The 12,484-nt window shown below is 35.4% G+C and carries 17 protein-coding genes and 1 riboswitch; of the genes, 1 reads left to right on the top strand and 16 read right to left on the bottom strand.

Features of this window, described 5'->3' with window-relative positions; genetic code table 11:
- Positions 1 to 20 precede the first annotated feature (20 nt).
- The 9 genes from metQ to AC22L0_RS21155 form a co-directional block, all read right to left on the bottom strand.
- On the bottom strand, positions 21 to 833 hold the full coding sequence (gene metQ, locus AC22L0_RS21115) for a methionine ABC transporter substrate-binding lipoprotein MetQ (RefSeq protein WP_000735096.1): 813 nt from the start codon (positions 831 to 833) through the stop codon (positions 21 to 23).
- A 22-nt stretch (positions 834 to 855) separates the two neighbouring features.
- The gene (locus AC22L0_RS21120) at positions 856 to 1,521 is read right to left on the bottom strand and encodes a methionine ABC transporter permease (protein WP_000359401.1); all 666 of its coding nucleotides are present in this window, start codon (positions 1,519 to 1,521) and stop codon (positions 856 to 858) included.
- The gene (locus AC22L0_RS21125) at positions 1,514 to 2,539 is read right to left on the bottom strand and encodes a methionine ABC transporter ATP-binding protein (RefSeq protein WP_000601778.1); all 1,026 of its coding nucleotides are present in this window, start codon (positions 2,537 to 2,539) and stop codon (positions 1,514 to 1,516) included. The genes AC22L0_RS21120 and AC22L0_RS21125 overlap by 8 nt, the downstream gene beginning before the upstream one ends.
- Positions 2,540 to 2,717: 178 nt before the next feature.
- Positions 2,718 to 2,825, bottom strand: a riboswitch (SAM riboswitch).
- A gap of 125 nt (positions 2,826 to 2,950) precedes the next feature.
- Positions 2,951 to 3,295, bottom strand: a complete 345-nt coding sequence (locus AC22L0_RS21130; RefSeq protein ID WP_001242139.1) for a hypothetical protein — start codon at positions 3,293 to 3,295, stop codon at positions 2,951 to 2,953.
- 152 nt (positions 3,296 to 3,447) lie between these two features.
- On the bottom strand, positions 3,448 to 3,756 hold the full coding sequence (locus AC22L0_RS21135) for a thioredoxin family protein (RefSeq protein ID WP_002062684.1): 309 nt from the start codon (positions 3,754 to 3,756) through the stop codon (positions 3,448 to 3,450).
- Between the two features lie 3 nt (positions 3,757 to 3,759).
- Complete coding sequence (locus AC22L0_RS21140) at positions 3,760 to 4,104, bottom strand: toprim domain-containing protein (protein WP_000640870.1); 345 nt, start codon at positions 4,102 to 4,104, stop codon at positions 3,760 to 3,762.
- Between the two features lie 496 nt (positions 4,105 to 4,600).
- Positions 4,601 to 4,984 (bottom strand): glycine cleavage system protein GcvH, encoded by a 384-nt coding sequence (gene gcvH / locus AC22L0_RS21145; RefSeq protein ID WP_000026896.1) that lies wholly within the window; start codon positions 4,982 to 4,984, stop codon positions 4,601 to 4,603.
- A 41-nt stretch (positions 4,985 to 5,025) separates the two neighbouring features.
- Positions 5,026 to 5,391, bottom strand: a complete 366-nt coding sequence (locus AC22L0_RS21150; protein ID WP_000218968.1) for an arsenate reductase family protein — start codon at positions 5,389 to 5,391, stop codon at positions 5,026 to 5,028.
- A gap of 410 nt (positions 5,392 to 5,801) precedes the next feature.
- A complete protein-coding gene (locus tag AC22L0_RS21155; RefSeq protein ID WP_000826869.1) occupies positions 5,802 to 6,329 on the bottom strand; it encodes a hypothetical protein in 528 nt (175 codons plus the stop codon).
- A gap of 143 nt (positions 6,330 to 6,472) precedes the next feature.
- Between AC22L0_RS21155 and AC22L0_RS21160 the strand changes: the two genes are divergently transcribed.
- Positions 6,473 to 7,120 (top strand): phosphatase PAP2 family protein, encoded by a 648-nt coding sequence (locus AC22L0_RS21160; RefSeq protein WP_000713772.1) that lies wholly within the window; start codon positions 6,473 to 6,475, stop codon positions 7,118 to 7,120.
- 65 nt (positions 7,121 to 7,185) lie between these two features.
- Here the strand turns inward: AC22L0_RS21160 and AC22L0_RS21165 are convergent, their stop codons facing one another.
- From AC22L0_RS21165 to AC22L0_RS21195, 7 genes are all read right to left on the bottom strand, one after another.
- Positions 7,186 to 8,199 carry a PTS sugar transporter subunit IIC gene (locus AC22L0_RS21165; protein WP_000666178.1) on the bottom strand — a complete coding sequence of 338 codons (1,014 nt, stop codon included), beginning with the start codon at positions 8,197 to 8,199 and terminating at the stop codon, positions 7,186 to 7,188.
- Between the two features lie 22 nt (positions 8,200 to 8,221).
- A complete protein-coding gene (locus AC22L0_RS21170; protein ID WP_000820650.1) occupies positions 8,222 to 9,172 on the bottom strand; it encodes an L-lactate dehydrogenase in 951 nt (316 codons plus the stop codon).
- Between the two features lie 245 nt (positions 9,173 to 9,417).
- Entirely contained in the window at positions 9,418 to 9,666 is a 249-nt protein-coding gene (locus AC22L0_RS21175; protein WP_001002987.1) for a spore coat protein, read from the bottom strand.
- 13 nt (positions 9,667 to 9,679) lie between these two features.
- Complete coding sequence (locus AC22L0_RS21180) at positions 9,680 to 9,865, bottom strand: hypothetical protein (RefSeq protein ID WP_001180551.1); 186 nt, start codon at positions 9,863 to 9,865, stop codon at positions 9,680 to 9,682.
- Between the two features lie 146 nt (positions 9,866 to 10,011).
- Complete coding sequence (locus tag AC22L0_RS21185; RefSeq protein WP_087965476.1) at positions 10,012 to 10,725, bottom strand: CPBP family intramembrane glutamic endopeptidase; 714 nt, start codon at positions 10,723 to 10,725, stop codon at positions 10,012 to 10,014.
- 464 nt (positions 10,726 to 11,189) lie between these two features.
- Positions 11,190 to 11,738: a TetR/AcrR family transcriptional regulator gene (locus AC22L0_RS21190; RefSeq protein WP_087965474.1), complete on the bottom strand. Its 549-nt coding sequence runs from the start codon at positions 11,736 to 11,738 to the stop codon at positions 11,190 to 11,192.
- Positions 11,739 to 11,741: 3 nt separating this feature from the next.
- Positions 11,742 to 12,464 carry an MBL fold metallo-hydrolase gene (locus tag AC22L0_RS21195; RefSeq protein ID WP_001242324.1) on the bottom strand — a complete coding sequence of 241 codons (723 nt, stop codon included), beginning with the start codon at positions 12,462 to 12,464 and terminating at the stop codon, positions 11,742 to 11,744.
- Positions 12,465 to 12,484 lie beyond the last annotated feature (20 nt).

The following is a 12,484-nucleotide window of genomic DNA, read 5'->3' on the forward strand; positions in this document are numbered from 1 at the left end:
CACCAGCCCTTTTTCAGCAATTATTCTTTTACAGGAACAACTGCACCTTTATATTCTTTAGTAATAAAGTCTTCAATTTCTTTAGAATGTAATACTTCTACAAGCTCTTTAATCGCTTTTTTATCTTTATCACCTTTACGAACCACTAGTACGTTTGCGTATGGAGAATCATCGCCTTCAATTGCAATTGCATCTTTTTCTGGGTTTAATTTCGCATCAATTGCATAGTTCGAGTTAATTAAAACAGCGTCGCCTTCTTTATTGTTATACACTTGTGGCAACAAACCAGGCTCAATATCCGTTTTGAATTTTAAGTGTTTCGGATTATCTGCAATATCTTTTGGAGTTGCACTAACTGGATCTACTCCGTCTTTAATTTTTAAAATGCCTTCTTTTTGTAAAATTGCTAAACCACGTCCATGGTCAGTAACGGAATTACTCATAATAATTGTCGCCCCGTCTGGAAGTTCTTTTAAACTCTTATATTTTTGAGAATATACACCAATTGGTTCAATATGAATTTTCCCTGCTATTTCAAAATCATATTTTTTATCTTTAATTTCTTTTTCTAAATACGGAATGTGCTGGAAATAGTTTGCATCTAATTCCTTATCCGCTAACGATTTATTTGGCAACACGTAATCTTGGAATTTTTTCACTTCTAATTCAATTCCTTTTTTCTCAAGTAACGGTTTTGCTTTTTCTAAAATTTCAGCATGCGGTACGTTAGAAGCACCAACAACAAGTTTCTTTTCATCTTTATCTTTCCCGCCACAAGCAGCTAACCCAAAAATTGAAGTTGAAATAAGTGCCGTAAGTAATAATTTTTTCATTTAAAATATCCTCCCGTTTTTATTATCGTTTATCTATTCGAGTCGTTAAACTATCACCAATCCACTGGATTAAAAATACAACTAGTAATACACAAATTGTCGCAACGATTGTTACATCGTTATTCCCTCTCTGGAATCCTTCTAAGTAAGCAAGTGTTCCAAGGCCACCAGCACCAACAACTCCCGCCATTGCTGTATAGCCTACTAAAGCAATTGTCGTAACCGTAATACCAGATACTAATGCTGGTAATGATTCTGGAATTAACACTTTCAAAATAATTGTGCTTGTTTTTGCTCCCATTGCTTTTGAAGCTTCAATTACACCTTTATCAATTTCGCGAAGTGCAATTTCAACCATTCTCGCGTAGAATGGTGCGGCTCCAATAATTAAAGCCGGCAGAGCTGCACTTGCTCCAAGAATTGTTCCAAGAAGAATCTTTGTAAATGGGATTAATAAAATAATTAAAATGATGAACGGTATAGAGCGGAATATATTTACGAATGCTCCAATCACCGTATTAATTGATTTGTTTTCCCATAAATTATCTTTTGCTGTCATGAAGAGTAACAATCCTAAAATTAGTCCTAAAACAAATGTCGCAAGGGCTGCGATTGCCGTCATATATAACGTTTCACCAGTTGCTTCTAACATTTGATTCCAATCAACATTTGCGAGTAACTTATCCATGTGCAATCACCTCCAGCTCTACTTGATCTTGATGAATTCCTTCTATTGCTTGCTGGATCGCTGTTTCCTCACCATTTAAATGAACAACTAAACTACCGTAAGAACCGTTATTCGTTTGTGCAATATTTCCTTGCAAAATGCTAACTTCTATATCACTGCGTTGCATTAATCGTTGAAGCACTGGTCTTTCTACAGCCTCACCGATAAACTGCAAACGAATTACTTTTCCATCTGGATATTTTTCAATTAAATTTTCAATTGTTTCATTTGTATCTTCAGAATCTGTTAACTGCTGTACAAATCGTTTCGTAATATCTTGCTTCGGATTACGGAATACATCAAGTACTGGACCTGTTTCTACAATCTTTCCTCTCTCCATTACCGCCACTCGGTTACAAATCTTTCGAATCACGTGCATTTCATGTGTAATGAGTACAATTGTTAAACCAAGACGCTTATTAATGTCTAATAGTAAATCTAAAATTTGATCTGTCGTTTCCGGATCAAGAGCTGACGTTGCTTCATCACATAAAAGCACTTGTGGATTGTTAGCTAATGCTCTTGCAATCCCGACGCGTTGCTTTTGTCCTCCACTCAGCTGAGATGGGTACGCGTCTCCTCTTCCTTCTAATCCAACAAGATGAATTAATTCATCAACACGTTTTCTTCTCTTCGCTTTATCAACACCTGCAATTTCAAGTGGAAACTCAATATTTTCACGTACAGTTCGTGACCAAAGTAAGTTGAAGTGTTGAAAAATCATTCCGATTTCTTGTCTTGCCTTACGAAGTTCACTTCCTGTAATTGCTGATATAACACGATTCGCAATTGTAATTTGGCCAGAAGTCGGTTTCTCTAACTGATTAAACAATCTGATTAACGAACTTTTTCCAGCGCCGCTATATCCAATAACACCAAATATTTCGCCTTTTTCTATTTTTAAATTGGCGTTATCTACAGCAGTGACATCACCGCTTTTCGCCTTATATATTTTCTTTACGTTCTCTAATAGAATCATGATGTTCACCCCTTTTTTGTTTGGATCGACTCCGCAATTTTTTATTTTTAATGCGTGTAGTCCACTGTTATCATTACTTTTATTATTTGAATGTCCTCCACATTCAAACAATAAAAAAACCTTTCTGCTTTAGAGAAGCAGAAAGGTTTATATGCGTATATAACAACATTATCCCTCTCTCTCATCTCTCAAAGCATTCGCTTTGCAGGAATTGGCACCATTTCAACATAAGTTGACGGTTGCCGGGCTTCACAGGGCACAGTCCCTCCACCTCTCTTGATAAGAGAAATCAGATTCAATTTTCGTCTGATTTGAAATTTATGAAATTGTCTATATTTTATGACTTGAATTGTATCAATATACACTCACCATGTCAACAGAAATTTTCGCAAAAAATGAAACTTCAGAATTTTAAGCACCTACTGACATCGGTTTACATATATGAAACATCGATTCCACTAATAACATCGTTCGGTACGTTCCTGAATATTGTACACGTCCATCGTTCATTAACATTTGCAATCGTACATTTCCATTCACCAATTGTTCTATATCCTTTTCATCTAAGCAAATGATTTGTTCCGTTCCTCTTTCCTCATGTACCAGCTCTATATAATCTCTTGAAATTTGTAACGAACAACTTTCATCTCCAAAGCGAAAATTAACAGTTTTTTCTTCTTGTCTTAAAAGCGGTTCTAAATGATATTGACCATTAGCGTAATTTACAAATGATTGAAGCAAAGAATATAATCTCACCCTAAATCACATCCTTCATATCACTTTCTATTACATACCATTCCCTCTCACTAAAGAGCAATCCTGTTATTTTCGCTCGACAAATACTGTATCCACCCTGCATCTCGACATATTTCCCAAGAAATATGTCGAGGCGGCAAAAATTTTGCCGCCTACTTTAATTCCGTATATAAATATTCAACCGAATGAAATGCGTATATCTTCTTCATCAGTGTCCCATTTTCAAAAACAAGTAAACAAGGTACACTTTCAATCCCATACTCTTTCGCTAAATACGGAGCATAATTTAAATCTAACATCCCAATTTTGAGGCCTTCAATTGTCATCTCAACAACTGTTAACATCTTTTTTGCTAATTGGCATGTTCCACACATTGGAGTATATACATATAATACTGTTTTTTCTTCGTTCTCTATTAGGGCTGTAGCTTCGGCTCCTGTCCAATCAATCACTTCTATCATTCCTTACCGTAAATATTCTGTATAAACGTCAATGTCGGCTCCCCATAATACATTTGCTAAGTGTGTAGATGGCGCAGTTGCCACTTCTCGGTACGAGCGATCAATATAGATATGCTCGGCTTGCGGAAATTCTTTTCGAAATTGTTTCCTTAACTTTTCTCCAGCATCATCAGCATCCACTAGCACATACACTTCCTTATCAAAAAACTGATCAACGAGCTCATCCATTTTCGACAAACCAATTGTACCATTTGTACAAACAATTTCCACCGGTTCACGAATAATAGATTCAATCTTTCTTCTATCTGATGTACCTTCTACAATAATGACTTTTTCTACATAAATCATATGTCATCACCCGATCACCATATACTATATAACCTTGAACTTAGTATATAGTATATTCGTTATTTTCATGTTGTTTCCTGTTTATTTTTGCAAAAGAAAAGCGGAAGCGGCTCGTTTAGAACAGGAGGGCATTGGAACTCCTGAACTAGAGGCGCCTTTTGCCTCAAGTGAAGGAGTGAAATGACCGACTGTTCTAGCCGCTGGAGCTAGACAACGAAAAGCGGAACCGACTGTTCAGCCCTGTTGGCTAAGGTTCTTTCGTACAGAAGATGCTTTTTGTCTTCTCGTACGGAAGGTTCTTAGACATGAAGGGCTAGGAGGTGGAGATGGACAATGAAAAGCGCAAGCGGCTCGTTTAGATTGTGAAGACTTATGAAACCTTACCACAAAACAGTTTTTCTCATAATAGCTTATTTATTTACATATAACTTGAATTTCATTATTTCACACAAAATAAAAAAGGACAGCACAAAGGCTGTCCTTTAGTCGACTATAATTAGTCTTGGTTTGTCATTTCTGCATATTTTTCTGCAGTTAATAACTTCTCAACTTGGCTTGCATCAGAAAGTTCAACTTTAACCATCCATGCACCCTCGTATGGAGATTCGTTAACAAGTTCTGGTTGGTCACTTAATTCTTCGTTTACTGCTACAACTTTACCGCTTACAGGTGCGTATAACTCAGAAACTGTTTTAACAGATTCTACGCTTCCGAATGGCTCGTCAGCTTCGATTGTTGCACCTACTTCAGGAAGTTCAACGAATACGATATCGCCTAGCTCACCTTGTGCAAAGTGAGTGATACCGATAACAACTTCATTACCTTCAGTTTTTACCCATTCGTGTTCTTCAGAGTAACGTAAATTATTTGGAATGCTCATGACTGTACCTCCAGTGAATGTATTAATTATGTAAAAATACCTTATTGGTACTTTTTCCACACACTTTCAAACTGCTCTTCGTTAAAACCAAGTGTTACATTCGTTCCATCTGTTACAATTGGACGTTTAATCAACATGCCATCAGATGCTAAAAGCTCATACATTTCGTCTTCGCTTGCATCTTTCAACTTATCTTTTAGACCAAGTTCACGGTAACGCATTCCACTTGTATTAAAGAATTTTTTTAATGGTAATTCACTTTTTTCATGTAAATTACGTAAATCTTCTTTTGATGGTGGATTTTCAACAATATGAATCATCTCATATGCTACATCGTTTGCCTCAAACCATTTCTTTGCCTTTTGACATGTGCCACACTTTGGATATGAATAAAATGTTACTGTCATAAATTCACCTACTTTTTTACTAACCTTTACCTTTATCATATAGAAAACGTTTTATTATTTCAAACCATTATTCGCTAAACTTTTACTTATTTCGTGATAATTTTTAATAATCCTGCGAATTTTTCTTATTTTTCCGCCATTTGTTAAGAAAAAAATAAATATATAAATTTTTTAGATTCTGCACCAAACATATATCTTAAACAAGCGTTTGATTAATTCTCCATTTTTCTTTCTTAACCTTTGAACTACAGGAGTTTCTTCCTACCGAACATACAGCTTAAACAAACGTTTGATTAATTCTCCATTTCTCTTTGTTAACCATTGAGTTACATCAGTTTCTTCCTACCGAACATACAGCTTAAACAAACGTTTGATTAAAAAATAAGAAGCCTCGTTTACAGGCTCCCTCATCATCTATTCAAATAATCTGCGATGGTTTGAAATACGACGATATACATATTATGAATACTTTCTTCTGTATTTCCACCATTAGATAAACCAATTGCCCATTGTTGCCCTTCACCACTTCCGATATTTGCAAAGCCTTGCGTATACATAGCATTTACATCTTTTCGTGCACTGTTATACTCTATTCCTTTTGTAATAAAAATTGAATATGATTTATCTTGTAAACCGATAAAAAACACTGGTTTCTTTAGCGATGAAAATACATTTTTATACTGCTCTGTTGAGGCTTCTTGAAAGTGATCTTTCATTATTAGAAAACCATCCACTTCCTTAGATTTCTTTTCCAGTTCCTCTAACTTCATTTCTTCAAACTTTACATTCCTAAACGTATCTTTCGGCTTTTCTCCAACAACTCCAATTACGAGTGCTCTTCCGTTATATTCTAATTTCTCTCCTGCTTTATCCTTTGCACACCCAGCACCTACTAGGCATATCAATATAAAAAATAAGAAATACGATAAACGCTTCATTTAGCACCCTCTCCTTCTTTTTAGTCAAGTGACAAAAACGTAAGGTTAATTCAAGAAAATGTAAGTAAAATCGATAGCCCAATTCACGTTTCTATATTATAATCAATTGAATTTACTTACATTACTAAACATAGGAGATCAACATGAAGAAATTTAAACTTTCATCTTTTCTTCCGTTAAGTTATATACTTCTACTCGTGCTCGTAAGTCCCCTTTACGACGTATTAAATAAATCGACTGTTCACGCAGTAGACGTTACAACTGTAGTAGATGATTGGATTCCATTTGTAAAAGCATTTATTATTCCTTATTTACTTTGGTTTCCATACTTATACGGCGCACTTATTTATTACTGCTTTGCTGACCGAAAGCAATATTATGTCACTTTAAGTAGTGTTATTTTTGGAAAGCTTGCTTGTTTTTCTATTTATTATTTTTGGCAAACAACTGTACCGCGTCCGACTGTCGTTGGAACAGATGTATTTTCTGAACTAGTTCGCTATATTTATAGTATCGATCAACCAGTAAACTGTTTCCCTAGCATTCACGTTCTTACTACATTTGTAATTATGTTAGCTGCCTTTAAGCGTAGAGAACAGCATGCTTTTGAATATTACATCCTTACTTTCTTCGGTACACTTATTATTTTATCAACGCTATTTACGAAGCAGCATGCCTTTGTAGATGCCGTTTCTGGAATGACACTTGCAAGTATACTTTACTTCGGCGTTCAGCTCTTATTGGCCAAAGAACCAATAAGAGTTCCAGTAAAACAAAATCATAGAATGTAGCATGACAAAAAAGCAGACTGTGGCTTATCAGTCTGCTTTTATATATTATTAAGGAGATTTTCAATTTAAGATTGCGGTACAGTCATATCACCAGAGTGAATACGACCTGCTTTTTTAAGAGCAATGTAAAGTATATAAGAAACAGCTACTGGAATGACGATATAAGTAATTACCATCGCCGGGAGAACTTCCCATCCTTGGCTGGAAATTAAATTAATTGGTGCGATAAGAGAACTTAATCCAAGACCTGCAATTTCCTTTCCTGCTTCCAGTTGGAAAATTAATGCGGATACTGGACCGACTATAGCACTGGCAACGACAGTTGGGACGAGAATCATTGGATTTTTAGTGATATTTGGTAACTGTACTTTCGGAGTACAAAGTGCTTGAGCTAATATGCCACCTAAATTATTTTCTTTCGCTGAGATGACAGAGAATCCGATAAACTGAGCGACGCATCCGGCAAGAGCAGCACCACCTGCAACACCGTCTAAGCTAAGTGCAATTGCTAACGCAGCTGATGAAGCTGGAGAGATAAGTAATAGTCCCCAAACGACTGCAATGACGATAGAAGCGATGAATGGGCTACCAGCTGAGCTATCTTTAATAAACGCTCCAACTGTATTTAAAACAGGAGTAATATTATGAGATAACCAAATACCAACTAAACCAGAACCTAATATGGCCGCAAATGGAACGAGCATCATATCTAACGCAGTTTTTCCACTTAAACGTTTACCAATATATACAGCTAAAGTTGCTGTTAATAATGCACCGATTGGCTCACCTGTTTTAATAATTAGACCAGCTTCAGTAATTGAAATGGATCCGGCACCAATTGCTCCGGCTACCATCGCTGAGAAGATTACAAGACCGTTTGCACCGAGCATAAAAGCAATTCCGGCACCAATTGCCGGTGCCATTAGTGATTTTGCAACAACTCCGATTGTAATAAGTAATGGTATATCAACAATTCTTCCTATATTTTCGATCAGTAAACCAATTCCGAGGGATACGAAAATACCTTGTGCGATTCCAGCAGATGCTTTAAATACACGAGACATTATATATTCCTTCATTTGTTTCACCTTCTTCTATAAGTTAGTAACCAATTGTTTTCATATAATCACGTAAAATATCGTTTGATTTTGCGAATCGAGATTCTTCATCCTCTGTTAAATTGAGTTCTACAACTTCTCTTATACCGTCTCTAGTAATAATAGCTGGTACTCCTGTACAAATATCATATTCACCATACTCACCATCTAAAATGGCTGATACAGCAATGACACGGTGATCATCATTAAAGATTGAACTCGCAATATATGCTAGAGAATTTCCAATTCCGTAATAAGTAGTTCCTTTACGTTTATAAATTTCCCAACCAGCTTTTGCAGTCTTCTCAACAATTTCATCTAAATCTATTTCACCAAATCGTTCTTTTTGTTCTTCTAAAATTTGCAGAATTGGCTTTCCACCAACAGTTACATGAGACCAAGCAACCATTTGAGAATCACCATGTTCTCCTAATGAATACCCATGAATACTACGAGGGTCTACATGTAACATTTCAGATAAAATTGTTCTTAAGCGAGAAGAATCTAATGATGTACCTGTACCGATTACGCGATTTCTAGGTAATCCAGATAATTTCCACACTTCATATGTAATAATATCAACTGGGTTCGATGCAAGTAAGAAAATACCATCAAATCCACTTTCCATTACGCCGCCAACAACACTTTCCATAATCTTCGCACTCGCTCCTAAAGTATCTAAGCGACTTTGCCCTGGTTTTGGTGCTGGCCCTGCTGTAATAATAACAATGTCCATATCTTTGCAGTCTTCATAGCTTCCTGCATATACTTTTGTTCTTGTATTTGTAAAGTTAATGCAATGTGATAAATCCATCGCTTCCCCAACTGCACGTTCATGATTTATATCAATTAATAATAGCTCTTCGCAAATTCCTTGATTTACAATGGAATACGCACAACTTGATCCAACTAATCCAGTACCGATAATTGCAATTTTTCTTGTATGTCTTTTCATAGCAATCTCTCCTAATTGATCATATAATCTATTTCTTTTGCTCTTTACACTCCTAATTATAGAGGTTATCACGATAGAAACCATGGATACTTTGTGAAATATTGAACAAAGTATTTGTCCTTTTTGCGAATTGTTATATTCCATTTTCGTCATATTTGTTACAATTGGAAAAATATTTATTATGTATTTATTGACATATAAAAAAAGAAGACGAGCGAATAAATTCGCTCGTCTTCTTTTTCCTGTTATTCCGCACTTAATTGACTTTTTAATTGCTGCACAATCATTGGATTCGCAGGTGCTGCCGGTTTGTAATAACTTTTTTGCTTTGCGTACTCATACATATTACGTTGGCGCATCTCATCTTGATTACGAATTTGAATTAACGTTTGATGTAACTGCTCATTATCAGACTGAGCAATATAATTTGCATAGCTTGTTAAACTTGCATTTAATCCTGCTAAATAATCATTTACCATATCTTTTTCATTCATGTTCCGCTTCCTCCTATCCTAGGAAAGTCATTAATTGCTGTTTCGTATTTCGTGCATCTTGCGCATCCTTTTGTAACATTTGTTTCAATTGTGGATCTGTACACGTTTCTGCATACTGCTCCAACTTGTTAATAATTGTTGCGTGTCCACCAATTAAATGACGTAAGTTTTCTACTTCAAGCTCTGTTAAATTTTGCATGGAATACTCCTACCTTTCTTTATTCGTTCACTGTTAGTATTTAGCTATTTTTTGATTGTATACATGAATTAACTTTTTCACGTGCATACAAAATAAAAGATGAATAGCTAAGCCATTCATCTTTTATACTGGTTATGTATTTATTTTTATAGAGATACAATCATACTTATACTCACAAGTAAGTTCCATACAATGTGTAAAATAATACTAGGTATAATAGATTGCGTCTTTTTGTATAACATTGCAAATACCATTCCCATAATCGTTGCTGTAATTAGAAGACCTCCATGAAGAATTCCAAAAATGAAGGAAGAAATAATGATACTAACTAAAAAATTATATCTCTTTTCTAAAAATCGATATAAAATACCTCGAAATAGAATTTCTTCTTTAATCGGTGTAATGATAGCAACACTTAACACATATATAATACTTTGTATGCTATTTTGAAGCCTTAAACTCCCTAATTGTTCCTTTTGTTCCGCTGCACTTTCAAAACTAAACACATGTAACATTAAATATTGTGATACTGCAATGATAATAAAACCAATTAATAGATATAAATATGTCTTTCCACTCTTCAAAACGGATACATCCCAAATAGATTTAATAAAATGAAAAACCGGTTTATAGGCTAATAAAACGATAGCAACAACAATTGCATCGAATAAGAGTAAATAATATCCTTCTAATTTAGTACTTAATGCTTCTTCTCCATAAATCTCAAAGGCTAAACCAAGAAATAATCCTCCTAGGAGTGAAATCCCTATAATCATTGCTATCATTACAAATAGATTTTTATATGTTATATTCTCGATTTTTCTTTCCACACTATACGCTTCTAACACTGTTTTACTCACAATATCCCTCCAGTTATTCTCATTTACCTTATTAAAATCCTTGAATTCTAATATAGGGATAATATAACAAAATTTACAAAAAGAATAATATGCAATTTTACATATTATGAAAACTTTATATTTTATAGTTTTAGGGATAGGATGGCTATGCAATAATTATTATATGAAATTTCAAAAAACACTTCCTATCCACCATAATCCTCGCATCATATAAAACTTATTAGTTAAAGGAGCAATAAACATGAAAACACATGACTTCCTTACAGAAATCCAGAAGGGCTCTGAGCCTAGTCCATATCAAGACCCCATCGTATTCAGTTTCGTTTGCTTTTTCTTAGCGATATATACATTTTTCAAACCTGCAAAATAATATCATTTCATAAGAAAAAGCCTACCATTCTTTTCGAATCATATGCACTAAAAAACCTTAGAATCACTTCTAAGGTTTTTGTTTACCTTGCTTCTTATTCACGTAACCCTTTAATAAACGTTTCCAATAATACATGTAAACTTATATCTAGATCTAACGGCAAACCAAATCCGCCTTGCTGTTCAATCGAAGCAAATCCATGACAAATACTTCTGAATCCGCGTGTCGCATGAAGTGCATTCTCTCCTTCTAAGCCATACTGTTGTAATACTTGAAGACAAAGCTTTACAATTCCGTCACCTGCTTTTCTTACTTCTTCATCTCGTAAAAAAGTTGCTTCATATAGTCCAGGATGTTTTCGGACAAATGCTACATACGCTTCTCCTAATGCATGAATTGCTTCATCCATACGTTTATCCTCGGCCGCTTCTTCCAGTCTGTTATACAGCTGTTTGATTCCGTAAATACCAAGATTTTTCCGTACATCTTGTAACCCTTTTACATGATTATATAGTGAGGGCGAACGTATCCCTAACCTTTGCGCTAATGAAGCTAACGTTACTTCTTGTATTCCATTTGTATCTGCAATTTCTGCAGCTGTTTCTAAAATTTTCTGTAATGTAAGTCCGATTCTCGGTGACATAAATTAACCCTCTTTCTTACTTTCTATATTCCGTTTCGCTTCCTTAATAGCAAGCTCTATGACAGTCCCTGGATTCTTTATCATTTCCCCATGCCCTGCCGCAAGTAAGGAAGGCTCATATTCGCTTAACTTCTCTGCACTTTGTAATGATATTTCTTTGCTCCACGTTGCCATCGCAGGAAACGGAAACCAAAATTTCATTTGTCCCGAAACAGCCATACCTCCTCTTGTTTGGAATGCATCCCCAACAATAAGAGCTTTATTCCGTACATCAAGAAACGACATGGATCCTGGTGTATGTCCCGGTGTCATAATTGCAAGAAGCGAGCCAACTCGGTCGCCATCTTCTAATAAAACATCAGGTACCGTTTTTACTTTTTTAGGTACACCGCCTTTTATCGGTATATTCGGTTCATCCTTTTGTAACGTCGTATCTCCTTCTAACAGCTTTGCGTCCCGCTTAGAAATATAGACTGGAACATGAGGAAGTACTTCCTTTAATGCGTCTAATGCACCGATGTGATCATCATGCGCATGTGTTAATACAATTTTAGTAATTGGTTTTCCTATTTTCTCAGCCGCCTGTAAAATACCTTTTGCGCTATATGGCAAAGCCGCATCAATTAAAGTTAAACCATCTTCTTCCTCTACAAAGTAACAATTTACAGGAAACGCTCTTGGCAAAAATGACAATTGATATAACGTTTTTTCATGTATCATCCTCATAGTCCCATCTCCCTTTTCAC

This window comes from Bacillus sp. LQ01, from assembly GCF_057624735.1.